Source organism: Rhodococcus sp. YL-1 (assembly GCF_001942025.1).
GTDB classification, from domain to species: Bacteria; Actinomycetota; Actinomycetes; order Mycobacteriales; family Mycobacteriaceae; genus Rhodococcus_F; species Rhodococcus_F qingshengii.
The window spans coordinates 952,325-974,654 of record NZ_CP017299.1 but is presented as its reverse complement, the minus strand read 5'-3'; the positions used below and the strand labels follow the sequence as shown (position 1 = coordinate 974,654).

Genomic DNA, 22,330 nt, shown 5'->3' with positions numbered 1-22,330 from the left:
GATATCTCAGTAGTGCTGAGCAAGCGGTTTGTGCGCCGACACCGTTTTGTAGAACTCGGTGAGCCGAAGCTGTGATGCCGCTGCATCGTCGATCACCACCGTCGCGTGTGGATGCAGTTGGAGGACCGATGCCGGGCACACCGCGGCCAGCGGCCCCTCGACGGCAGCGGCAATCGCAGCGGCCTTGTGCTCGCCGGTCGCGATCATCACCAGATGCTTTGCTTCGCAGATAGTTCCGAGGCCCTGGGTGATCACGTGCCGTGGTACGTCGTCCGGACTCTCGAAGAATCGGGCGTTGTCGGTTCGAGTCTGTTCCGTCAGCGTCTTGACCCTGGTCCTCGAATTCAGTGAGGACGTCGGTTCGTTGAAACCGATGTGACCGTTGCCGCCGATGCCCAGAAGTTGAACGTCCACCGGACCATTCGACGCAATCGCCCGGTCGTAGGCCGCCGCGGCGGCAAATGGATCCGGCGCGGTTCCGTCGGGGCTGAATACCCTTGCCGCGTCCAGGTCCAGGTGATTCACCAGCTCCGTTCGGATAACCTGGGCATACGACTCAGGGTGGCCTTCCGGCAGGCCGACGTATTCGTCCAACAGGAACGCCTGCACGCCGGCAAAACTCAACCCTTCCTCGCGGTGACGGCGCGCGAGTTCGCGGTACACCGAGAGCGGTGAAGATCCTGTCGCCAGGCCCAAAGTCCGTGCACCTGAATGCACCGCGTGTTCGAAGATGTCGGCAACAACGGTGCCGGCCGCCTCCGCACTGTCGACAATGACAATTTCCATCGGTTGATTCCTCAGCTTTCGGTGTAGTTCATGAGCCAGTTCCCAGCGGTCATGACGGCGCGGGTTTCGAGTTCTGGACCGGTGACGATCAGATCGGCGCGGCAACCCGGCACGAGATCGCCGACCATTCCGGCCAGCCCCATCAGCGAAGCAGGCGTTGCCGTCGCTGCGATGACAGCCGAAAGCAGATCGACGCCGGCGTGATTAACAGCCCGGCGGACTATGTCCATCAACCGACTCGTCCCGCCGGCAATGGCCGTTTCCCCCTGGCCGGCCAATCGCGCCACGCCACCGACCACGTCTACGTCGAGAGGCCCGAGTGGGTAACGGCCGTCGGGCATTCCGGCGGCAGCCATCGCGTCGGAGACCAACGCGATCTGATGCGGACCGACCAGATCGAACACCGTCGCCACCGTCTCGTCGGCGAGATGTACTCCGTCCCCGACCAACTCGACCACCATCTGTCCTTTCGCAGCCGCGGCAAGACATGCCGCCACTGCGCCGGGAGCACGGTGATGCATCGGAGCCATACCGTTGAACAGGTGAGTGGCACTGAGCGGTGCATGCGCCGAGTGTGCGATCGAACGTGTCGCAATCGGGTTGGACGCATCGGTGTGTCCGATACTCACGACGGCACCGTGACGCTCCAGCAATGAGGCAAGTTCGCCGAAGTGTGCTGTCTCCGGAGCGATCGTCATCGAGCGGATGTGCCCGCGGCCGGCTTCGAGCAGCGACTCGAGCAGAGCCGGGTCGCCGTCGAGAATGCTGTCGGGATCCTGGGCGCCACAACGGAGTACCGACAGGAATGGACCTTCCAGGTGAATTCCGGCCAGCGTGCCCTCGTCCACCAGTCCTGCCAGGAGCTCGATGCGACTGCGCAGGATCTGCGGCGGCGCGGAGACGAGCGAGCCGATCACCGAGGTCGTGCCGTTCGTCCGGTGGTGATCGGCAGCCACGGTGGATCCGAACTCGTCTGCCTCGGGGAAACCGAATCCGCCGGCGCCGTGGCAGTGAACGTCCACCAACCCCGGGATGATCGTTGTCCCCGCAGCTGCCCGTTCGGGTAACGGGTCGGTTCGCTGCGACGCGGGCCCGGCCCACACCACACGATCACCGGAGATCTCGACGACCCCGTCCGGAAGCAGTTGCCCACCGGTCACCAGTTGTCCACGAAGAATTTGTCCACGATGTATCACGACATCACCTGCGGTACAACGGGAACTTCGGTATCCGCGATCGACAACTCACGGAGCACGGCGTCCGCGAGCACGTAGTGCCCTTGTTCGTTCGGATGGAATGCGTCAGCCAGGAGAGCCGGCGGTGGGCCCTCGGGAGAATGGGCCGTCCACTGCGCGTAGTGGTCGACGAACACCACGCGCGTCGAGGCGGCAACCTGCCGCACGACCTCGACGTACTGAACCAATCCCGCTCTGGTGGGCGCATTCTCGACGTCGATCGGTGGCGGCGTCTGCAGGATCGGCACCGCACCGATCGCTCGTGTCCGGAAGATCGTGTCCAAGAGGTCGTCTCGAAACCGCTCCAGTCCTTCTTCGCCATCCAATGCGTCATTCGTACCGAGCATGATCAACACCACCGAGGGTTCGAACACCTCGATGCGGTGTGCGAAACCCGCACGCACATCGGAGGATCGATTGCCGCTCACCCCGGTGTTGACAAGGACGTGGTTGAACAAGGAAAGCTCACCACGGATGCGCTCGGCGCAGTGTTCGACGTAACTTCGATGACCGTCGGTGTGCGTCAATCCCTGAGTGATGCTGTCGCCGGTGAAGACCCACCGTATCGGCGTCGAGGAGTCTACGAGCAAAGGCTCCAGTCGAATCCGTTCAGCAGTGCTGGACTTCAAAGCCTTCGACGTCGGGGTCACACCCTCGACCTTTCGGCGCCCGATACTGCGGCTGCGAATTTCGACGTGATGAACGCCGGATCCGTGATTGCGGTTCCGACAACCACCGAGTCTGCACCCAGGGCGATGGCGCGTGCCGCATCCTCCGGGCTGTGGTACCGCCCCTCGGCGATGAGGACTGCATCTGGAAGTGCCTGCCGCAGTTCCGAGATCAGTTCCAGGTCCGGGCCGGCCAGCCGTCGGCTGTTCTCGGTGTATCCCGCCAGTGTGCTGGAGATGACGTCGGCGCCCGCCGCGGCGGCAGCGACGCCGTCCTCGAGTGTTCCACAGTCGGCCATGACGAGGCCGCCGCGATCATGGACCGCGTCGACGGTGTCGGCAAAGGTCAGCCCATCCGGACGAGGTCGCAGCGTGGCGTCGGCAGCCACGATCTGCGCACCCGAATCCACGACTTCGAGGGCTGATTCCCTTGTCGGCGTGATGAACACGCCCTCCGAGCCGATCTTCGTCAAACCGATCACCGGTACCTTCACTGCCGACACGACTGCTGCGACATCCGGGGTTCCGCCCACACCGCCGCAGCGGATAGCCACCGCTCCCCCGTCGACCGCAGCGCGGGCCATCCTCTCGATGGTCCCGGTGTCGCGCAGGGCATGGCCGTGTCCGGCCTGACAGGACACGATCAGCTTCCCGCTGATGATCGTGAGCAATTCTTCGACAGTCACGGTGTTACCTCGATTCGTGTTGCGGCGGCCAGGAGCGCAGCGCCGACGAGCGGCGCATCGGTGCCCAAACGAGCAGGAAGAATGGCGGTTTCGGCAATGGGGCCCATCGCTTCCACCCGGAAAGCGGACGTCAGCGGAGACAGGAGGTCGGCTCCGATCTGGGCTGCGCCGCCGCCGATGACGATCACCTCGGGATCGAATGCAGTCGCGATGCCGGCCAGGACGCGGCCCAGCAGAGTACCGGCGTCGGAAACCACGGCACGGGCGATCGGATCGCCCGAGTGCATGAGCGCCACCACTGCCTGTAACGGTTGAGTGGGCACACCCGCCCGCGCTGCGTACTCGGCTGCCATCGCCGGGCCAGACGCGACTGCCTCGAGGTGATCGGTTCTGCCGCAACCGCAACCTATCGCCCCGGAGACCGGAACCAACAGATGCGCGAGCTCGCCGGCTGTTCCGTGGGCACCGTGGTACAGCTGACCGCCCACGGTCAACGCGCCACCGATTCCGGTACCGATCGAGACGAACAGTGCAGAGGTTCGACCGCGACCGGCGCCGATCATGTTCTCGCCGTGAGCCATCGCGCGCACGTCGTTGTCCACCGTCACCGGTAGGCCTGAGTGTGCCTCGAGTTCTCCGCGAACCTCGGCGCCACTCCATCCAGACAGAATGTCGGAGGCGAAGACGACGCGGCCACGCACCCGATCGATGATTCCCGGTGCACCGACTCCGATTCCGGCTACCGTGTGATTCGCCCTCAGACGGTCGATCAACGCGGTAGCGGTCCCGAGAACGGCTTCCCTACCCGCCGTCGGTGTTGCCGCACGAACGGTGTCGATCACGTCTCCGTCGGACGTCACCACCGCGGCAGCCACTTTGGTGCCGCCGATGTCGATACCGATCCATCGCTTCTGCCCAGATGTCATGTCAGAGGAGCCCGGCCTGTTCCAGAACGACCTTGATCGTTGCGGTCTCGGACTCGTCGAGCGAGAGCATCGGCGCGCACATCGTGTTGCCGGTGATGACGCCGCGCAGGGCCAGAGCCGTCTTGAACGCGCCCAGACCCGCGGCACCGGCACTGACGCGACCCGGTGTCGGCGCCTCGACGATGGAGAACAGATCGGTGAGTCGATCCTGCTCGGCCTTCGCTGCGGCCCAGTCTCCTGCCTGCGCAGCGCGCCACAGTCGTACGTAGCCGTGCGGGTCCACGTTGGCCAGGCCGGGCACTGCGCCCGAAGCACCCATCAGCAGGCATCCGTCGACGACTACCTCGTGCCCGGTGAAGACGGCGAAGTTTTCGAGCCCGGCCGACTGACGGAGCAACATACGGAAACTGACGTCGTCGCCGCTCGAATCCTTCACGCCGGCGATGACTCCCTCGCGACCGAGCTCGACCAGCATTGCCGGGCTGAGCTTGCTGTGGACACGAACCGGGACGTCGTAGGCGAACAACGGAAGATCCACTGCGGCGTGGATGGAGCGGAAATGCGTTGCCGTCTCGGCTGCATCGGTGATCGCGTAGAACGGCGCCGTCGCGACGATGGCATCCGCACCAGCCTCGCGCGCCTGCTCGGCGACGGCGATGACCCGGTTGGTGGTCATGTCGTTCACTCCGACGAGGACCGGTACCTGGCCGCCGACGTGACCGATGGCCGTCTGCACCACCTGGGCGCGCTGAGCGTCGGTGAGGTAACCGACCTCACCCGAGGAACCGAGGACGAACAAGCCGTCGACTCCGGCTTCGATCTGCAGTGAGAGCAGGCGTTCGAGCGACGTGGTGTCGACCTCGCCCTCGAGCGTCAGTGGTGTGACGATCGGCGGGACGATTCCGCTGAAGGTGGTGGTTTCCGTGCTCATGGGGTCTCCATATGTTGGTTGTCGGATTGAGTTGTGGGTGCGGCTGTCAGGGAGAAACGGAGACCGGCTGACCGCTCGAGGCGGACAGATAGGCAGCATCGATCACGCGCATCGACGCGCGGGCGTCTGCCACGGTGTAGTCGGGTTCGGTCCGTGTGGGAAGTCGATCGAGCACGTGAGAGAGAAAGCTCGACACCGCGTTGTCCGAACCGAAGCCGCCGATGGGTAGTGCGGTCACGTCTCCCGAGGCCGCGAAGTGGGTCACCGCGGGTTTGTCGTCGTCGGAACTCGCGTATCCGTGGGATCCGAGGACGCGAACCGTCGCGGTATTCGCGCCGAAACCCGGTGCTGCGGGGATTCTTCCGACGGTCACCGTCGCGGTGACGCCGTTTTCCAGGGCGAGCGAGATCAACGCCGTGTCTTCGACTCCGAACTGCTGGTGGGCCCCGCCGTAGAGTGTGCTCGTCTCGGCGTACACCTCGGTGACGTCCAGGCCGGTGAGGTATCGGAGGTAGTCGGCGGCGTAACCGGCGAAGTTCACTACTTCTCCCCCGCCGGAAAGCGCGGGATCCACCACCAGTTCGGGACGCTCGACGGACGTCGCGAAATGTGTTCCGCTTGCGAGGAACTCGATGTCCATGTGGCGCGGCAGTCCGAGATTTCCGGCGTCGATCCATCGGCGCAGTCGCCGGAGCGCAGGTGAATGAGTGCGGTTCACCACCGTGCAGATTCGCCCGTTCGACCGTGCGGCTTGCTGAACCGCCGCGGCCTCCGCCTCGTCGACGCCCACCGGCTTGTCCACCAGGACGTCGAGTCCCGCGTTCAGTGCGGAAATCGCAAGCCGTGCATGCCTGGTCGGCTCACTGCAGATGATCGCCAGGTCTATCCGTTCGGGGTCGAGCAGCTCGCCGAGTTCGTCGATCCACTCGATGTCTGCGGCCTTTGCCATCGCGATTCCGTCCTCACGAATCCAATCGGGGACCGAGGATTCGTCGGAGGCCCCGACCAGGCTCACTCGAGGATCGGAACGCAACAGGTCTGCATAGGAGCCGGCATGCCTTACGCCGCTGACAAATCCGACGCGGATCGAAGCGGTGCCGGTCATTGGTGTTCTCCGATCGAGATCGCGCGGCCGGTGTCGAGTGATTGCTGTGCAGCGATGGCCGTAGCGAGAGCTGCACGCACCTGCCAGTTCTCGACTATCGGGGTCGCTGAACCGTCGAGAGTGGCGATCCAGTGGCGCATCTGATGCGACATCGCGTCCTCGATCGACGACGGCGGCGCGTTGGTCGTGTCCGTCATCAGTCCCGGGTCGTCGCCGGTGTCGTGCGCGAGCGTGCCGGAAGTCCCCGACACCACGATCCGGCGTACCATCTTTCCCGATTGTGGTAGCGCGTAGGCCAATTCGATGAGAGCCAGCGATCCGTCCTCGAAGCGAACGGTCAGATGGAAGCTGTCGTGCACGGGCATTCCCGCCGCGAAGGTGGGGAAACTACGAGCGAACACACGGGTCGGACGACGACCGATCAGCCACGTCACCAGATCGAGTGCGTGGGTTCCGTTGTGAACGGGGTGACCACCCGAACGTTCCTTGTCGTGTTGCCAGCCTCGCCAGCCCCCTGGCCAGACATGGCCGGTGTACCAACTGAGATGGATCAACCGGGGGTCGCCGATGGCACCTTGTGCAACCGAGTTTCCGATCGAGGTGATCGACGGCTGGAATCGTACGGTCTGTCCGACCATCAGTGAGGTGCCGCCACCTTCGGTGGCCTCGACCATGGCGTCGAAGTCCGCGACTGTCAGCGCGGCCGGCTTCTCCACGTGCACATGCTTTCCCGCGCGGCCCGCGGCTATCGTCACGGGTGCGTGGTCGGGAGTGGCCCCGACGACGTTGACCGCCTGCACGCTCGGGTCGGCGAGAATCTTCGCCAGATCGGTACTGGCCTTCGCGCCCGGCGCCAACGCCGCAACCGATGCGGCCCGGTCCAAGTCACTGCCGAATACGTAGGCGACTTCGACCGACGGGATGCGCGCCAAGGCGCTGACGTGGTCCCGCGCGATTCCGCCGCTACCGATGACGGCTACACGCACCGTCACTTGGCACTTCCCGAGAGCACTGCCGGTTCGCCGCCACCGAGTCGCACCTGTTCGGCGACGACGAGTGCGCGTTCACGTGCGTACGTCAACGGCGAGTCGGGATCAGCCTTGCCGTCGAGAACTGCTGCCATCTCGTCGATTTCGTGACGAATCGCAGCCTGCATCCACAGCGAGGATCCTCCGTTGCCCGAGTTGTACTTCTGCGTCCTGCTCGCAGCGTCGATCAACGATTGGTTCTCGGCGTCGACGTCGAAGATCGGCCACGACTCTACGACCTGTCCCCCGCGCAGTCGGCTGACCCGGCCGGTGTGGAAGTCCGCGTGGACCGAACCTTCGGTGGCATCGACGGTCAGCTGCCACGACGAAGTGTGTGACCGCGTCGAAATGGTGTGTCTGCCGATCGCGCCGCCGGCGAACGACACCACTGTATTGCGGAAGCCGTCGTCCGCGGTGGCGATGCTCGACACGGCAGTCACCTCGCCGCCGAGCCAGCACATCAGGTCCAGTTCGTGAATCTCGTGAGTCAGTTCTCCACCCGTTCGGCTCTTGTCGAGCTTCCACCACTGTGGATCTGCGCCGTCGGTGTCGATCCAGCGTGAGCGAGACGTTTCGATCGCAGCGACCTCGCCGAGCTCCCCCGACGCCAGCAGGTCCGCCAGACGTCGTACACCCGGCATCATCCGCATGATGTGCCCGACCATCAACGGCGAACCGCTCGCGTCGGCGCTCGCGATCATGTTCTGCGCATCGACCAGTTCGACGGCGAGTGGCTTCTCGACAAAAACTGCCTTGCCGTGTTCGAGCGCCGCGATGGCAGGTTCGGCGTGCGCGTGATTGGGCGTCGCGACGACGACGAGGGCCAACTCCGGGTGAGCGGCCACCGCGTCGTGATCGTCTGTCGGGGTTGCCGAGAACTCTGCGGCGACGTCCTTGGCCCGCTCGAAGTCACGGTCGCACAGCATCGTCAGTTCGAAACGTGGATGGGCAGCCAGCTCGCGAGCGAGGGAACTACCGAAGAATCCGCAACCGACCACACCGACTTTGTATCGGGTCATGAAGTCTCCAAAGATTGGATGAGGGATGTCCTATGTTATACGGCCGGCGTCATCGCTCGTCAATTCGACGCCGGTAACACAGTCTTCATCTATGCAGGTGAGCGCACTATTTTTGGCTCGAATCCGGCGAAACGTCGAAGTTCGGCGCCGCCAGTTCCGAAGATTCTCTAGACGCTTTCTGATCCACAATGTAAGTTACGCAACATCGGACGTCGAACATAGGACATCCCCTATCCACTCCCTTGATGTCCCGCTCCCCGCCTTGGAGGCCGCCTTGAAGAACGAACGACCGCTGAGCTCCGCGTTCACCCGCCGAGACCTGTTCCGGTACACCGGGCTACTGGGAGCTGCAGCAGGTATCACCGCGACTCTCGCGGCCTGTGGCGGCGGGCCGTCGTCGACCTCGGTTGTCGGCGGTTCCGCGAGCACCGGCGATCTGACCACCGCCATCGGATACGGAAACGACCAGAGCTTCGACCCGATGCAGACTGCATCCGGTTTCCTCATGGCAGCGGTCAACCACGTCTACGAGGGACTGCTCGAAAACGATCCAGGCACCGGTGAGACGTATGCGGCGCTCGCACAGGCCGTCCCGACCGACGCCACCGCCTCGAGCTGGACCATGAAAATCCGCGAGGGAGCAACCTGGCACGACGGCACTCCGGTCACCTCGGACGACGTCGTCTTCACCTTCGATCGCATCCTCGATCCACAGCAGAACGTACTGATCCGCTCCTTCTTCTCCTCCTGGCTGCAGTCCGTCACCAAGGTCGACGACCAAACGGTGACCCTGAACTTCAACTACCCGTTCAGCGCTGCCGCACAGCGTCTCTCGATCGCCAAGATCATGCCCAAGCACGTCTTCGACGGCCACTGGGACGAGGCCAAGTCCGGAGCGCTGGTCGTCGGTTCCGGTCCGTACAAGCTCAAGAGCCACACCCCCAAGAGCAACACAGCTTTCGAGGCCTTCGAGGCGTACAACGGGCCGCGTCCGGCCAACTTCGCGACCATGAACTGGCTCTCCATCGTCGACACCTCCTCACGCATCGCGCGCGTCTCGGGCAACAATGCCGGTGCACAACTCGCCGACAACATCCCCGTCGCCAACGTCCCCACTCTGACCTCCGGTGGGCGCACCGTCGAGGGCAACCCGGGCATGAACCTCATGTACCTGCTCTTCGACACCACTCAGGCACCGTTCGACGACGTTCGTGTTCGCCAGGCGATGTTCTACGCGATCAACACCCCGAAGATGATCGAGATCGCCCTCGGCGGCAAGGCAGCACCGGCCACGAGCTACCTGTACGAGCGCAACCCCGACTACGCGCGAGCGTCCACCGTCTACTCGTACGATCCGGACAAGGCCCGCTCACTCCTTGCTGCCGCCGGCGTCAGTGGCCTCGACCTGACACTGCTCTCCACCAACGTCAGCTGGCTGGGCGACTGCTTGCCGACCATCAAAGAGTCTTGGGACGCAGTCGGATTCAACACGACGCTCGAACCGCAGGACACCAGCGCCATGGTGAGCAAGCTCAACAGCGGCCAGAAGTTCCAGATCGCCGCCGGTACGTCCAACCCGCAGGCATTCGGCAGCGACGTCGACCTTCTCGTCCGCTACACGTACAGCAAGGGCGGCTTGTGGACGAAGACCTACGCCAAGTGGGACGACACCCCCGAAGCGCAGAAGATCTACGCCACCATGGACGAAGCCACCCGAGAGACCGACCCGGCAAAGCGCAGCACCCTCGTGCAGTCGTACCTGAACCAGATCGCCGAAAATGCTGTCTACTACCCGGTTCTCCATCAGGAGCTCCTGACTGCGTGGGATCCGAAGAAGATCGCCGACGTCACTCCGCTGCCGTACCCCGGCGTCAACCTGCTTCAGGCGAAGCCGGCCTGATACCCGCCCGCTCGGCCGTTTCCCACAACTGAGAGATCCCCCGATGGCAAGAGTCCTCCCCATGCTGATCAGGCGATTACTGATACTGATCCCCCTGATCCTCGGCATCATCGCGTTCGTCTTCATCGTGATGCAGTTCGCGCCCACCGATCCCGCAACCGCGGCGTTCAACGGTGGCAACCCGACTGCGGAACAGCTGCAGCAGTTCAAGGAAGAGAACGGACTGCTCGATCCGCTTCCGCTGCAATACGTTCACTTCGTGACCGATCTGGTCAGCGGCAACATGGGTGACAGTCTGATTTCCGGTACCCCGGTGTTGGATTCGATCTCCACCGCTCTGCCACTGACCATTCAGCTCACGGTTCTCGGACTGGTGATCGCCATCGTGCTCTCGCTGATCTTCGGCGTCACCAGCGCACTGTTCCGCGATCGCTGGCCGGATCAGGTCATCCGAGTGATCTCCCTCGGTGGTGTGGCGGCACCGTCATTCTGGTTGGCACTGCTGATGATTCAGTATCTGGCTGTTCAACTCGGATGGTTCCCTACCGGTGGCTACGTCAATCCGAGCGACTCCGTCAGCGACTGGCTCTGGTACATGGCGCTCCCGGCGCTGTCCCTGTCACTGCCCGTCGCAGCACAACTCACGCGCATCATCCGCACGTCGATGGTCGAGGAGTTGGACAAGGACTACGTCCGGACCGCGATCGGCAGCGGCCTGCCCTATCACGTGGTGATCGGACGGAATGTGTTGCGTAACGCGCTGATCAACCCGCTCACCGTCCTGGGCCTCCGTGTCGGTTACCTCCTCGGTGGCGCTGTGGTCATCGAGCAGATCTTCGGCCTGCCCGGCATGGGTCAGCTCATGATCAACGGCGTCACCAACGGTGACCCCGCAGTCGTTCAGGGAGTTGTCATCGTCATCGCGGTCGGCTTCGTCGTCGTCAACCTCGCCGTCGACATCCTCTACCTGCTCGTCAATCCACGACTTCGGAGCGCAGCATGATGAGAAGAAAACTCACCGAGAAGCTTTCGCGACCCGGCATCACCTTTTCTCGCTTCCCCCTCTCGGCCTGGCTGTCGATGGCGGTTCTCGCGATCATCGTGCTCGCCTGCCTCTTCGCGCCGCTGATCACGCAGTACACCCCGCTCGAACAGGCGGTGGGTACCGCGGGCCCCAGCGCCGACCACTGGTTCGGTCAGGACAGTCTCGGTCGAGATCTGTTCAGCCGCTTGCTCTACGGCGGACGCTGGTCGCTGACCATCGGTCTCGGTTCCACCTTCCTCGCACTGTGCGCCGGCGCTCTCATCGGATCGGTGGCCGCAACGAGCCGAAAAGGCGTCGACGAGACCATCATGCGTGTGCTCGACGTGGTCATGGCGTTCCCGGGCATCGCGCTCGCTGCCGTACTCGTCGCAGCCTTCGGTGGTTCGATTCCAGTTCTGATCGTCACTATCGCGTTCCTCTACACACCGATGGTGGCTCGCGTCGTTCGCGCGAACGTTCTCGCTCAGTACGGCGAGGACTACGTCGCGGCCGAAAAGGTTATCGGCGCAAGAACTTCACACATCGTCGTCAAGCACGTCGTAGCCAACTGTGCTGCGCCCGTTCTCGTCTTCTGCACTGTCATGGTCGCCGACGCCATCGTGCTCGAGGCCAGCCTGTCGTTCATCGGCGCCGGTGTGCGTCCCCCGGATCCGTCGTGGGGATCGGTGATCGCCGACGGCAAGAACATGGTGCTTCTCGGTGGTTGGTGGGCAACGGTGTTCCCCGGCCTGCTCATTCTGCTGACGGTGCTCTCCCTCAACGTGCTCGCCGAGGGCCTGACGGACGCGATGGCAGATCCGAGTCTGAAGAAGACCAAGAAGACGCCCTCCGCGCTCCAAGCAGCGCAGACCGCTGCAGCGGAGGAGACCTCCAACGAACTCATTCTGGAGGACGAAGCCGCATCGGTCACCGACACTCCGGAGTTGATAGACGACTTCGCCGATCCGAGCGTCGTGAAAGATGTTCTCGAGCCGGCCGCCGAGCCGACTCCTCTCGAAACGCACCTGAAGATCCTGGCGGAAACCGAGCGGTCCCGCTCCGATCGTCTTGTGTACGAGGGCGATGCCGCGCCACTCCTCGAGGTCCGCAATCTCACGATCCGGTTCCCGGAACGCTACGGAGACACGGCGATTGTCGACAACGTGAGCTTCACCGTCCGCCCGAACGAGACGATGGCACTCGTCGGCGAGTCCGGTTGCGGAAAGTCGCTCACCTCGCTGGCGATCATGGGTCTGCTACCCAAGACGGCAGTGGTGACCGGCGAGATCCTGTTCGACGGAGTCAACGTCCTCGAGCTGAACAACCGGGAGCGAAACAAGCTGCGCGGGCACGACATGGCCATGATCTACCAGGATGCGCTGAGTTCACTGAATCCGGCGATGCTGATCCGCGCGCAGTTCAAGCAGCTCACCAAGCGCGGCGGTACCCGCACAGCCGAGGAACTGCTCGAACTCGTCGGACTCGATCCGGTGCGCACTCTCTCCAGCTACCCACACGAGCTTTCCGGTGGTCAGCGTCAGCGCGTTCTGATCGCCATGTCGCTCACCCGCAGTCCGCGGTTGATCGTCGCGGACGAGCCCACCACCGCTCTCGACGTCACCGTCCAGGCCCAGGTCGTGGACTTGCTCAACGACCTTCGGGAAAAGCTGGGGTTTGCCATGGTTTTCGTGAGCCACGATCTTGCACTCGTTGCTTCACTCGCTCACAAGATCACGGTGATGTACGCCGGTCAGGTCGTCGAGTCGGCGCCCACGAGTGATCTGCTCGTCGATCCCCGCCACGAATACACCCAGGGCCTTCTCGGGGCCGTTCTCTCGATCGAGGACGAAGCGCCGCGGCTGCATCAGATTCAGGGAACTGTTCCCTCGCCCGGAAACTTCGCGCCGGGTGACCGTTTCGCCGAGCGTTCCACTCGCCCGGACTCCGACCCCCTCCGCAAGCCGGAGATGGTCCGGGTCGACGGGACCGAGCATTGGTTCGCCAGCCAGTCCGCGACTCCCGTACGTACAGAATCGGAATTGGAGAGCGTGCGATGACTACAGCTGAAGCACCCATCCTGGAACTGAAGAACATTCACGTCGTCCACAAGACCCGTTCGGGATCACTGTTCAAACCGGGCACGGTTCACGCGGTCAACGATGTCAGTATCGACGTACGACGAGGGACGACGATCGGCATCGTGGGCGAGTCGGGTTGTGGCAAGTCCACTCTGGCCAAAGTCATGGTCGGACTGCAGAAGCCGACGTCGGGCGACGTGGTCTTTCGCGGCCGAAGCGCTCTGACCCGGTCGGCCGGCGTGCGCAAGGAGTTCGGCCGAGCGATCTCGATCGTCTTCCAGGATCCGGCTACCGCGCTCAATCCCCGAATGACGGTGGCCGACATCCTCACCGATCCACTCGACGTCCACGGCATCGGCAACCGCGCGAGCCGAACCGCCCGAGTTCGCGAGCTGGTCGGTTTGGTCGGACTCCCCCAATCTGCGCTCGAAGTCATCCCGAGCCAGATCTCCGGCGGTCAGCGGCAACGTGTCGCGATCGCGCGTGCACTCGCGCTCGAACCTGACGTCATCGTGGCCGACGAGCCGACGTCGGCGCTCGACGTCTCGGTGCGAGCGCAGATCCTGAATCTGCTCAGCGACATCAAGGCTCGGTTGGGGCTCGGCATGGTGTTCATCTCGCACGACATACAGACGGTGCGGTACGTCTCCGACACCATCGTCGTCATGAACGCCGGGCGGATCGTCGAGCAGGGAACGGCCCAGGAAGTATTCGACAGCCCGTCCGATGCGTACACGGCCAAACTGCTGGGTGCGGCGCCCAGCCTCCTGCAACGCACCGTTGACGTGGGTTGACCAATGGAGCGGATGACCGGACATAGGATGAAGGACGTTCGTATCAGAAAAGGGGAATCGATGTCTGTCCGGAGTGGCACACAGGGCGCTCGTTTCAGCGCGCAAAACCGCATGCGCGCACTTCAGACGGACATCATGAACTTGATCCTCGAACGCAGGCTCTCCCCCGGCGACCCGATGCCCACCGAGGCCGAACTGTCCGAGGAATTGGGTATCGGCCGAAACACGCTCCGGGAGGCGCTCAAGGTTCTGCAGGCCTTGGGCGTCGTCGAGATCCGTCACGGCTTCGGAATGTTCGTCGCCCCTAGCAACTTCGACGCTCTCGCCGACGGCCTGACCTTCCGTGGCCGGTTGTCCTTGCAGGGCACCGGGCACGAGGCGATGGAACTGGTCGACATTCGTCAGGCACTCGAGACCGGACTGATCGGTGCGGCGATGGCCGAGATGACGTCGGCCGACCACGCCGACCTCGACGAACTCGTCACCGGCATGGAGGTCCGTGCCGCTGCCGGGAAGAACTTCTCCGACATCGATGCGACCTTCCACTCCCGCCTGTACTCCCCTCTCGACAACCAGGTCCTCGGTCAGTTGATGGACGTCTTCTGGCAGGTGTACAGCGAGATACAGCAGGCCATCGGGCATTCGGATACGCCACTGATCGACATCGCGTCGAAGCACCGTGCGATTCTCGATGCGATCCGTACGGGTGATGCAGTCGAGGCGGCGCACACTCTCGATGTGCACTTCGGTGGCCTGCGCGAGCGGATCGCCAGTCTCCATGCGTCCGAAGCGCAGTAATTTCGAAACACGTGATTTTGCTCCGCTGGCTCACCATCGCGCCCGTTCTTCCGGCAAAATTACGGGTATGAAGAACCCGAACCTGACGCCTTCGCGCGTTCTCGCAGTTGTCCTCGCTGCCGCCCTGGTCATTTTCGTGATCGCACGCCGCCGCGACGACGGCGCCCTCAGCCGCGGAGAATGGTTGTCGGACACCGTCGGACCGGACGACCTCGCCGGCTGAAACGACGTGTGCCCTCGGCCGAAACTCGGCCGAGGGCACACGCACGTGTCATCTACTACTTCATCGAATCCAGTCGGGTTCGCGCGTCCTCGAACCCGGATACCAGCTCTGCCATGACCTCGCCGACCGGGCGGATCTCGTTCATCCGTCCCACGATCTGACCGACGGGCATTGCCACAACTTCCGGGTTCTCCGATGCAGCGATTCTCTGATGAGCGTCGCTGACCAGAAGGTTCTGCAGCGGCATCGGCAAGGGCGCCGGTGCTCCCGGGTTCGACCAGGCTTCCGTCCACTTGGTCTTGAGCAACCGAGCGGGCTTACCCGAGTAGATGCGCGAACGAACGGTGTCGGCCGACGTCGCGCCCAACAGTGCACGCTGAATAGCGGACGGGCCCTCGCCCGATGCACTGCCGAGTTTGTATTCGGACGTGGTGAGCCAGTACGAGCCCATCCACACTCCGGACGCACCGAGTGCAAGTGCGGCAGCCACCTGACGGCCGCTGCCGATACCCCCGGCAGCCAGCACAGCAGCTGAATCACCCAGTGCATCAACGATTTCCGGAACGAGAACCATCGACGCAATTTCGCCGGTGTGACCGCCTGCCTCGTAGCCCTGCGCGATCACGATGTCGACACCGTTCTCGACGTGACGACGCGCATGCTCGACGGCGCCGGCCAGCGCTGCTACCGGTACGCCCTTCTCGTGTGCCTGATCGATGACGTCCTTCGGCGGTGATCCCAGTGCATTCGCAATCAACGCAATCCGGTGTCCCAGAGCAACATCGACGTGTGACCGCGCCACCGAGTGAAGCCATCCCAGTACGCCGGTCGCATGCTCGACGTCGTCGGAAAGCGGCGGCACACCGAGCTCGTCGAGCGTGCGGTTGACGAAAGCGCGGTGCTCCTCCGGAATCAGCTTGTCGAGATCGACGGCGCCGCCCTCGGTCGGCACCTTGGCCGGCATGACGATGTCGACGCCGTACGGCTTACCGTCGGTGTTCTCGTCCATCCACGTCAGTGCGGCTTCGAGCTCTTCCGGGTCGTTGAACCGGACGCAACCGAGCACGCCCAGACCTCCCGCGCGGCTGATCGCGGCCGCGACGTGCTCGGAAGGAGTGAATCCGAAAATCGGGTATTCGATGCCGAACTTGTCGGCGAGATCCGAACGCATCAGGCTTCCACGCTTTCGTTTGCGGACGCCACAGGAGCGCCGTTTCCGTTGTGATCATCAGCCTCGCGCGATTCCGTTTCGGCCTTCGCCCAGCGGTAGTCGGGCTTGCCTGCCGGGTTGCGCTTGATCTGGTCCACGAACCACACGCTGCGCGGAACCTTGTATCCGGCAATCTCTTTGCGTGCTGCGGTGGCGATGTCGTGCAGCGTCGGCGACGTGCCTTCGCGTACCTGGACCACTGCGGCAACGCGCTGACCGAAGCGCTCGTCGGGGATACCGACCACCAGGACGTCGAAGATGTCCGGGTGCGCCTTCAAAGCGCCCTCGACCTCTTCCGGGTACACCTTCTCGCCGCCGCTGTTGATCGACACCGAACCGCGGCCGAGCATCGTGACCGTGCCGTCGGCTTCGACCTGCGCATAGTCGCCGGGGATCGAGTAGCGAACGCCGTTGATGGTGCGGAAGGTTTCGGCCGTCTTGACCTCGTCCTTGTAGTAGCCGAGCGGGATGTTGCCCTTGCGAGCGAGCATGCCGCGCTTGCCCGATCCGGGTTCGACCTCGTTGCCGTCGTCGTCGAGAACCGTTGTGGAGGCGTCGATCTTGACCGTCGGACCGCCAGTGTGCTTCTGGCCCTTGCTCAGCACGGCGAGTCCACCGAAGCCGGTCTCGGATGCTCCGATGGAGTCCGTCAGCAGGCGGTTGGGCAACAGTTCGAGGAACTGCTCCTGGATACTCGGCGAGAAGAGTGCAGCACTGCTGGCCATCACGTAGAGCGTCGAAAGATCGTACGGCTCACCGGTCTCCGGGTTTCCGGCGATGAGTGCGTCGAGCATCGGACGGCCCATCGCGTCACCCGTGATGAAGATCAGGTTGACCTTGTGCTTGTCGATGTTCTGCCACACCTCGTGGGCGTCGAATTCCGGGTGCATCAAACAGGTTCCGCCGCCGAAGAGGCTGTGGAATACCGCCGACTGCGAACCGCCGTGAATCATCGGGGGGATCGGGTAGCGGATCATGCTCGGGTTGGCGGCGCCGACCTTCGCCATCTCGTACTCGTCCTCGACCGGAACTCCGGTGACGAAGTTGATGCCTCCGCCGAGAACACGCCACCAGTCCTCGTGACGCCACATGACGCCCTTGGGACTTCCGGTGGTGCCGCCGGTGTAGAGCATGAAGATGTCGTCGTTGCTGCGCTCTTCGAAATCACGCTCACCCGAACTCTGCGCGAGTGCGTCCTCGTAGCCGATGCCGAAAGCACTGAAGTCCAGATCGGTGCCGTCCTCGACCACGATGACGGACTTGACCTTGGGAGTGTTCGGCAGGACGTTCGCGACCTTGTCCGAGTAGCGGCGCTCGTGAATGAGGGCAACCATGTCGGAGTTGTCGAAGATGTACTGCAACTCGTTCTCGACGTACCGGTAATTGATGTTGACCATCACGGCCCGGATCTTGAAAACCGCGACCATGGCCTCGATCGCCTCGATGACGTTCCGGCAGTAGATGCCGACCTTGTCACCCGGCTGAACGCCATGTTCACGCAGGTAGTGACCGAGGCGGTTTGCTCGGTCCTCCAACTGTGCATAAGTCATCTCGCGGTTGTCCGAGACCAGCGCAACGCGGTCCGGAACGAGGTCGATTGCGTGCTCTACGAAGTCTGCGATGTTAAGGGCCACGAGTTCAAAGTAGAACGTGTTACCGTTTCTGGCAAGACCCAATTTGAGAGCCAGCTCACAGACCCGCCAGGAGCCATCAGTGTCCACTTCGACGACCGAAAAATCAGACATTTCGGAAACCGCGCCGCATTGCCTCGTGGAGAAGCGTGGCCACGTTCTCATCGTGACCATGAATCGCCCCGAGCGTAAGAACGCCATCACCGGCGAGATGATGGCGATCATGGTCGACGCCTGGGATCAGGTCGACAACGACCCCGAGATCCGTGTCGCCATCCTCACCGGTGCGGGCGGCGACTTCTGCGCCGGCGCCGACCTCAAGAACATGTCCGCCAAGCCGCCGGGAGATTCCTTCGCGGGCGGTGGCGTCGACATGTCCAAGATCGAAGGCCTCCTCAAGGGCCGTCGGTTGACCAAGCCGCTGATCGCCGCCGTCGAGGGTGCAGCCATCGCCGGCGGAACCGAAATCCTGCAGGGCACCGACATCCGCGTCGCGGGTGAGAGCGCCAAGTTCGGCGTCTCCGAAGCCAAGTGGGGGCTCTTCCCGCTCGGCGGTTCCGCAGTGCGTCTGGTGCGACAGATTCCGTACACGATCGCGGCGGACATCCTGCTGACCGGTCGTCACATCAAGGCTCCGGAGGCCAAGGAGATCGGGCTCATCGGCCACGTGGTCCCGGACGGCCAGGCCCTCGACAAGGCGCTGGAGCTCGCGGACCTGATCAGTGCCAACGGCCCTCTCGCCGTGCAGGCGATTCTCAAGACCATCCGCGACACCGAGGGCATGCATGAGGAAGAGGCCTTCCAGATCGACGCACAGCTGGGCATGAAGGTGTTCATGAGCGCCGACGCCAAGGAGGGCCCGCGGGCTTTCGGTGAGAAGCGGGCGCCCCAGTTCAAGGGTGTCTGACCCACCCCTGTCTGAGCCACCCCCGTCTGACCGACCCGCGCCTGAGCCCCCTTTCCCGTCCGCTCTCGGTCCCACCCACCCCCTTTTCGAGCGAACGTACCTTTCGGCGCCTTCAGTGCGCCGAAAGGCACTTTCGCTCAGCCGGTTTCGTCCAATTTCACCCATCTCGACCTCGCGAACACCTGCGGCCGGGGACGTGACTGCGCCAATCTGTAGTGCGCACGCAGGTCCTCGATCACGCGATCAGGGTCCGTTCGCAGTGCACTGGGCACCGTCGGCAACACGATGATTCCCGCATTCTGCATACGCGTCCGACGCTCCACCGTGCGCTTGTAGTCCGTCGGCGCGGCATGCCATTCCAAGGAGTCGATGTCCCACGCGAAGGCAACCGAATCGATCCATCCGTCCGGAACTGCGATGAAGTCCCCGTTGGCATCCCGGATCTCATGGTTGAACAACATTTCCGGCAGCCCGCTCCGCTGCCACAATTTTCGCGCGTGAACCTCCGGAACCGAGTGGACGTTCGCGTTCACTTCGCGCAACACGACCCGAGGTAGCGCGGAACCCCGACTGCTACCCGCTTCGAGTTCCTTCGCAAGTTCGCGCACCGAGACATCGCCGCGCTGAACAGCCTCAGCGATGAGTGCCCGTGTGGGATCGAGCGCCTTGTACCGCCTCGCAGCGTCGAGTAACGCTCGCGGCAGCGGAGCACAGCGCAGACCGTTCCGAATCTCCGGCTCGGGCAGTCGAACAGTGCGCTCCACCGTGACGAACCCAACCGATTGAACTCGACGGTCGATGGGGATGAGCACCTGCACATCCCCCGAGTGCGTTCGATATCCGTACTCCGACATGGCTGATCGCCCGGTCAGCAGGGAATCGTCACCGCTCAACATGAGCGCAGCGATCGAGCGTTGACGTGGCGTCGGTTGACCGTTTCTGAGCAGAATGACCCCCGGCAATATGCGCTGCCACGGTCCACCTACCCGACACCGGGTGTGCACTGCGGAGTTGGACACGCCCAATCGCGCCAACTCCGCCGTTCGGATCACTCCGCTTCGACTGACGCGGTAAATCGCGTCCAGATCATCGCCCCACGTTCCTCGCCGCATGGTTGCAGCATGACTCGAGCATCAGCGCGGGCCCCGGCGGCGAACTGGGGTTTCGGTGCGCCTGTGGATAACTTTGGGCGAGCGAAAGGTACGTTCAGCGCCTCAGATGCGCTGAACGTGCCGTTCGCTCGAAAAAAGGGGGGTACCGCTCGAAAATGGGGGGTGCCCCGCTCAACCGCCCACCGCGGCCGCGAGCTCTCGCACATGGTCGGCGTCGCGGCAGGTCACCAGCAGCATCGTGACTCCGGCTTCCTCCCAACGCTTCACGTCTGCGCGCACCTCGTCGACGTTGCCGATGATCATGGTCTCGGTGACCATCTCGTCGGGGACGACGGCAGCAGCTTCGTCCTTGCGGCCCGACATGAAGAGGCGACCGATCTCGTCGACCTCCTTCTCGTAGCCCATCCGCTTGTAGACCTGCGCGTGAAAGTTCAACTCCGGGGCGCCCATTCCGCCCACGTAGAGGGCGGTCATCGGCTTGAGAGCGGCGATGGCAGCGGCGCGATCGTCAGTCACGATGACCTGGCACGTGGCGGCCACCTCGAAGTCTTCGCGACTGCGACGGGCCCCGGCGCGCGCGAACCCTTCGTCGAGCCACTTGTTGTACATCGGGGCCAGGCGCGGGGTGTAGTAGATCGCCAGCCAGCCGTCGGCGATTTCACCGGCGAGCGCGACGTTCTTCGGCCCTTCGGCGCCGAGCCAGATCGGGATGTCCGCACGCAGCGGGTGCGTAATGGGCTTGAGCGGCTTGCCAAGTCCCGAACTACCCGGTCCCGCATACGGCAGAGGGTAGTGGGGACCGGGACTGGTGACGGGCGCTTCACGGGCGAGGACCTGGCGCACGATCGAGACGTATTCGCGGGTGCGTGCGAGCGGCTTCTCGAACGGCTGGCCGTACCAACCTTCGACGACCTGCGGGCCGGATACGCCGAGCCCGAGGATCGTTCGCCCACCGTTGAGGTGATCGAGAGTGAGCGCGTGCATGGCACAGCTGGTCGGTGTTCGCGCCGAAATCTGTACGACGGAAGTACCGAGCCGAACCGTCTCGGTGCGCGATCCCCACCAGGCGAGCGGGGTGAAAGCGTCCGAGCCCCACGACTCCGCCGCGAAGACCGCGTCGAATCCGGCGCCTTCCGCGGCCTCGATCAGTTCCGGGGCGTTTGCCGGCGGCTGTGCGCCCCAGTATCCGAGTTGCAACCCAAGCTTCATCGCAGGCCTCCACATTGCCGGTGATCAGAAGTGACTCTTGCCACAATCTCTAGAACCTGTTCTACTCGATCTTGTGACCATCGGAAAGAGCGGGGTGGCCGACAAGCCCCTGAGCGCACCATTGAATCTCCATTTCGACTACACCAGATCGACGGGACCGACCATCGGCGCGTTCGTGACTGCCCTGCGTGATCGCAAGGTGATCGGCGCACGTGGGTCGAACGGTCGTGTCTTCGTGCCGCCACCGGAATTCGATCCGGATACGGCCGAACCACTGACCGACTTCGTCGGAGTCTCCGACGGCGGAACGGTCGTGAGTTGGACGTGGATGCCCGAACCCATCGAGGGTCAACCACTGACGAAGCCTTTCGCGTGGGCCCTGATCAAACTCGACGGCGCGGACACGTCCATGCTCCACGCAGTCGACGTCGACTCCCCCGACGACATCAGCACCGGCCTGCGGGTTCGTGCTCGCTGGGCGTCGGAGCGGATCGGGCAGATCAAGGACATCGAGTGCTTCGAACCAGGTGAGAGCGAAAATGGAATCGCGACAGTCGATTCCAGCGCCGATCCTGTCACCATGATCACGACGCCTGTCGACCTGCACTTCATGCATTCCGCTTCGGCCGAGGAGAGCTTCTACCTACGCGGTCTCGCAGAGGGCAAGCTCATCGGTGGTCGCAGCGGACCCGAAGACAAGATCTACATCCCTCCGCGCGGCGCCAATCCCACCAACGGAAAGCCGACGAGCGAGCAGATCGAACTGCCGGACAAGGGAATTGTCACCACCTTCTGCATCGTCAACGTCCCATTCCTCGGGCAGCGAATCAAACCTCCCTACGTTGCCGCCTACGTGCTTCTCGACGGGGCTGACATTCCGTTCCTGCACTTGATTCTCGAATGTGATGCCGCGGACGTACGCATGGGCATGCGCGTCGAAGCCAAGTGGAAGCCTCGCGAAGAGTGGGGTTACACCCTCGAGAACATCGAATACTTCCGGCCGACAGGTGAACCCGACGCCGAGTACTCCACCTTCCAACACCACCTGTGAGGCTCCTGA

Annotated in this window: 21 protein-coding genes; 8 read left to right on the top strand and 13 right to left on the bottom strand. The window is 63.5% G+C overall.

Features of this window, described 5'->3' with window-relative positions:
* Nucleotides 1-6: 6 nt before the first annotated feature.
* The 9 genes from nagB to BH682_RS04560 are packed head-to-tail and all read right to left on the bottom strand — an operon-like array spanning nucleotide 7 to nucleotide 8,384.
* Nucleotides 7-786, bottom strand: a complete 780-nt coding sequence (gene nagB, locus BH682_RS04600; protein ID WP_054827937.1) for a glucosamine-6-phosphate deaminase — start codon at nucleotides 784-786, stop codon at nucleotides 7-9.
* 11 nt (nucleotides 787-797) lie between these two features.
* A complete protein-coding gene (locus BH682_RS04595; RefSeq protein ID WP_075832236.1) occupies nucleotides 798-1,982 on the bottom strand; it encodes an N-acetylglucosamine-6-phosphate deacetylase in 1,185 nt (394 codons plus the stop codon).
* A complete protein-coding gene (locus tag BH682_RS04590; RefSeq protein WP_075832234.1) occupies nucleotides 1,979-2,671 on the bottom strand; it encodes an SGNH/GDSL hydrolase family protein in 693 nt (230 codons plus the stop codon). Before BH682_RS04590 ends, BH682_RS04595 begins: the two co-directional genes overlap by 4 nt.
* Nucleotides 2,668-3,375 carry an N-acetylmannosamine-6-phosphate 2-epimerase gene (locus BH682_RS04585; protein ID WP_063315004.1) on the bottom strand — a complete coding sequence of 236 codons (708 nt, stop codon included), beginning with the start codon at nucleotides 3,373-3,375 and terminating at the stop codon, nucleotides 2,668-2,670. The genes BH682_RS04590 and BH682_RS04585 overlap by 4 nt, the downstream gene beginning before the upstream one ends.
* On the bottom strand, nucleotides 3,372-4,301 hold the full coding sequence (locus BH682_RS04580; RefSeq protein ID WP_007734314.1) for an ROK family protein: 930 nt from the start codon (nucleotides 4,299-4,301) through the stop codon (nucleotides 3,372-3,374). The genes BH682_RS04585 and BH682_RS04580 overlap by 4 nt, the downstream gene beginning before the upstream one ends.
* Before the next feature lies 1 nt (nucleotide 4,302).
* Nucleotides 4,303-5,232: a dihydrodipicolinate synthase family protein gene (locus BH682_RS04575; RefSeq protein WP_007734313.1), complete on the bottom strand. Its 930-nt coding sequence runs from the start codon at nucleotides 5,230-5,232 to the stop codon at nucleotides 4,303-4,305.
* Between the two features lie 46 nt (nucleotides 5,233-5,278).
* Complete coding sequence (locus BH682_RS04570) at nucleotides 5,279-6,337, bottom strand: Gfo/Idh/MocA family protein (RefSeq protein WP_042449503.1); 1,059 nt, start codon at nucleotides 6,335-6,337, stop codon at nucleotides 5,279-5,281.
* Complete coding sequence (locus BH682_RS04565) at nucleotides 6,334-7,329, bottom strand: Gfo/Idh/MocA family protein (RefSeq protein WP_042449501.1); 996 nt, start codon at nucleotides 7,327-7,329, stop codon at nucleotides 6,334-6,336. Before BH682_RS04565 ends, BH682_RS04570 begins: the two co-directional genes overlap by 4 nt.
* Nucleotides 7,326-8,384, bottom strand: a complete 1,059-nt coding sequence (locus tag BH682_RS04560; RefSeq protein ID WP_054827933.1) for a Gfo/Idh/MocA family protein — start codon at nucleotides 8,382-8,384, stop codon at nucleotides 7,326-7,328. The genes BH682_RS04565 and BH682_RS04560 overlap by 4 nt, the downstream gene beginning before the upstream one ends.
* Nucleotides 8,385-8,658: 274 nt before the next feature.
* On the opposite strand from BH682_RS04560, the gene BH682_RS04555 reads away from it, so the two are divergent.
* The 6 genes from BH682_RS04555 to BH682_RS36305 all read left to right on the top strand — a co-directional run bounded on the left by BH682_RS04555 (nucleotide 8,659) and on the right by BH682_RS36305 (nucleotide 15,201).
* Entirely contained in the window at nucleotides 8,659-10,284 is a 1,626-nt protein-coding gene (locus BH682_RS04555; RefSeq protein WP_075835150.1) for an ABC transporter substrate-binding protein, read from the top strand.
* 43 nt (nucleotides 10,285-10,327) lie between these two features.
* Nucleotides 10,328-11,287, top strand: a complete 960-nt coding sequence (locus BH682_RS04550; RefSeq protein WP_003945671.1) for an ABC transporter permease — start codon at nucleotides 10,328-10,330, stop codon at nucleotides 11,285-11,287.
* Entirely contained in the window at nucleotides 11,287-13,365 is a 2,079-nt protein-coding gene (locus BH682_RS04545) for a dipeptide/oligopeptide/nickel ABC transporter permease/ATP-binding protein (protein WP_075832232.1), read from the top strand. Before BH682_RS04550 ends, BH682_RS04545 begins: the two co-directional genes overlap by 1 nt.
* Complete coding sequence (locus BH682_RS04540; protein ID WP_003945888.1) at nucleotides 13,362-14,180, top strand: ABC transporter ATP-binding protein; 819 nt, start codon at nucleotides 13,362-13,364, stop codon at nucleotides 14,178-14,180. The genes BH682_RS04545 and BH682_RS04540 overlap by 4 nt, the downstream gene beginning before the upstream one ends.
* Before the next feature lie 60 nt (nucleotides 14,181-14,240).
* Nucleotides 14,241-14,978, top strand: coding sequence for a FadR/GntR family transcriptional regulator (locus tag BH682_RS04535; RefSeq protein ID WP_050655749.1), 738 nt, complete (start codon nucleotides 14,241-14,243; stop codon nucleotides 14,976-14,978).
* Nucleotides 14,979-15,045: 67 nt separating this feature from the next.
* A complete protein-coding gene (locus BH682_RS36305; protein ID WP_003945810.1) occupies nucleotides 15,046-15,201 on the top strand; it encodes a hypothetical protein in 156 nt (51 codons plus the stop codon).
* A 55-nt stretch (nucleotides 15,202-15,256) separates the two neighbouring features.
* On the opposite strand, the gene BH682_RS04530 is transcribed toward BH682_RS36305, so the two are convergent.
* Together BH682_RS04530 and BH682_RS04525 are read right to left on the bottom strand one after the other, a co-directional pair.
* On the bottom strand, nucleotides 15,257-16,372 hold the full coding sequence (locus tag BH682_RS04530) for an NAD(P)H-dependent flavin oxidoreductase (RefSeq protein ID WP_075832231.1): 1,116 nt from the start codon (nucleotides 16,370-16,372) through the stop codon (nucleotides 15,257-15,259).
* On the bottom strand, nucleotides 16,372-18,045 hold the full coding sequence (locus tag BH682_RS04525; protein ID WP_039973409.1) for an acyl-CoA synthetase: 1,674 nt from the start codon (nucleotides 18,043-18,045) through the stop codon (nucleotides 16,372-16,374). The genes BH682_RS04530 and BH682_RS04525 overlap by 1 nt, the downstream gene beginning before the upstream one ends.
* A gap of 79 nt (nucleotides 18,046-18,124) precedes the next feature.
* On the opposite strand from BH682_RS04525, the gene BH682_RS04520 reads away from it, so the two are divergent.
* Nucleotides 18,125-18,949, top strand: a complete 825-nt coding sequence (locus BH682_RS04520) for a crotonase/enoyl-CoA hydratase family protein (RefSeq protein WP_007734275.1) — start codon at nucleotides 18,125-18,127, stop codon at nucleotides 18,947-18,949.
* A gap of 137 nt (nucleotides 18,950-19,086) precedes the next feature.
* On the opposite strand, the gene BH682_RS04515 is transcribed toward BH682_RS04520, so the two are convergent.
* Complete coding sequence (locus BH682_RS04515; protein WP_042920440.1) at nucleotides 19,087-20,061, bottom strand: hypothetical protein; 975 nt, start codon at nucleotides 20,059-20,061, stop codon at nucleotides 19,087-19,089.
* A gap of 171 nt (nucleotides 20,062-20,232) precedes the next feature.
* Nucleotides 20,233-21,270, bottom strand: a complete 1,038-nt coding sequence (locus BH682_RS04510) for an LLM class F420-dependent oxidoreductase (RefSeq protein WP_047269595.1) — start codon at nucleotides 21,268-21,270, stop codon at nucleotides 20,233-20,235.
* Between the two features lie 73 nt (nucleotides 21,271-21,343).
* On the opposite strand from BH682_RS04510, the gene BH682_RS04505 reads away from it, so the two are divergent.
* Nucleotides 21,344-22,321, top strand: coding sequence for a Zn-ribbon domain-containing OB-fold protein (locus BH682_RS04505; protein WP_019746979.1), 978 nt, complete (start codon nucleotides 21,344-21,346; stop codon nucleotides 22,319-22,321).
* The last annotated feature ends 9 nt before the right edge of the window (nucleotides 22,322-22,330 follow it).

Coding starts and splice junctions, on each gene's coding strand:
- BH682_RS04550 (WP_003945671.1), top strand. CDS start 10,328: ATGGCAAGAGTCCTCCCCATGCTGATCAGGCGATTACTGATACTGATC.
- BH682_RS04570 (WP_042449503.1), bottom strand. CDS start 6,337: ATGACCGGCACCGCTTCGATCCGCGTCGGATTTGTCAGCGGCGTAAGG.
- BH682_RS04510 (WP_047269595.1), bottom strand. CDS start 21,270: ATGAAGCTTGGGTTGCAACTCGGATACTGGGGCGCACAGCCGCCGGCA.
- BH682_RS04535 (WP_050655749.1), top strand. CDS start 14,241: ATGTCTGTCCGGAGTGGCACACAGGGCGCTCGTTTCAGCGCGCAAAAC.
- BH682_RS04540 (WP_003945888.1), top strand. CDS start 13,362: ATGACTACAGCTGAAGCACCCATCCTGGAACTGAAGAACATTCACGTC.
- BH682_RS04545 (WP_075832232.1), top strand. CDS start 11,287: ATGAGAAGAAAACTCACCGAGAAGCTTTCGCGACCCGGCATCACCTTT.
- BH682_RS04575 (WP_007734313.1), bottom strand. CDS start 5,232: ATGAGCACGGAAACCACCACCTTCAGCGGAATCGTCCCGCCGATCGTC.
- BH682_RS04580 (WP_007734314.1), bottom strand. CDS start 4,301: ATGACATCTGGGCAGAAGCGATGGATCGGTATCGACATCGGCGGCACC.
- BH682_RS36305 (WP_003945810.1), top strand. CDS start 15,046: ATGAAGAACCCGAACCTGACGCCTTCGCGCGTTCTCGCAGTTGTCCTC.
- BH682_RS04515 (WP_042920440.1), bottom strand. CDS start 20,061: ATGCGGCGAGGAACGTGGGGCGATGATCTGGACGCGATTTACCGCGTC.
- nagB (WP_054827937.1), bottom strand. CDS start 786: ATGGAAATTGTCATTGTCGACAGTGCGGAGGCGGCCGGCACCGTTGTT.
- BH682_RS04530 (WP_075832231.1), bottom strand. CDS start 16,372: ATGCGTTCGGATCTCGCCGACAAGTTCGGCATCGAATACCCGATTTTC.
- BH682_RS04560 (WP_054827933.1), bottom strand. CDS start 8,384: ATGACCCGATACAAAGTCGGTGTGGTCGGTTGCGGATTCTTCGGTAGT.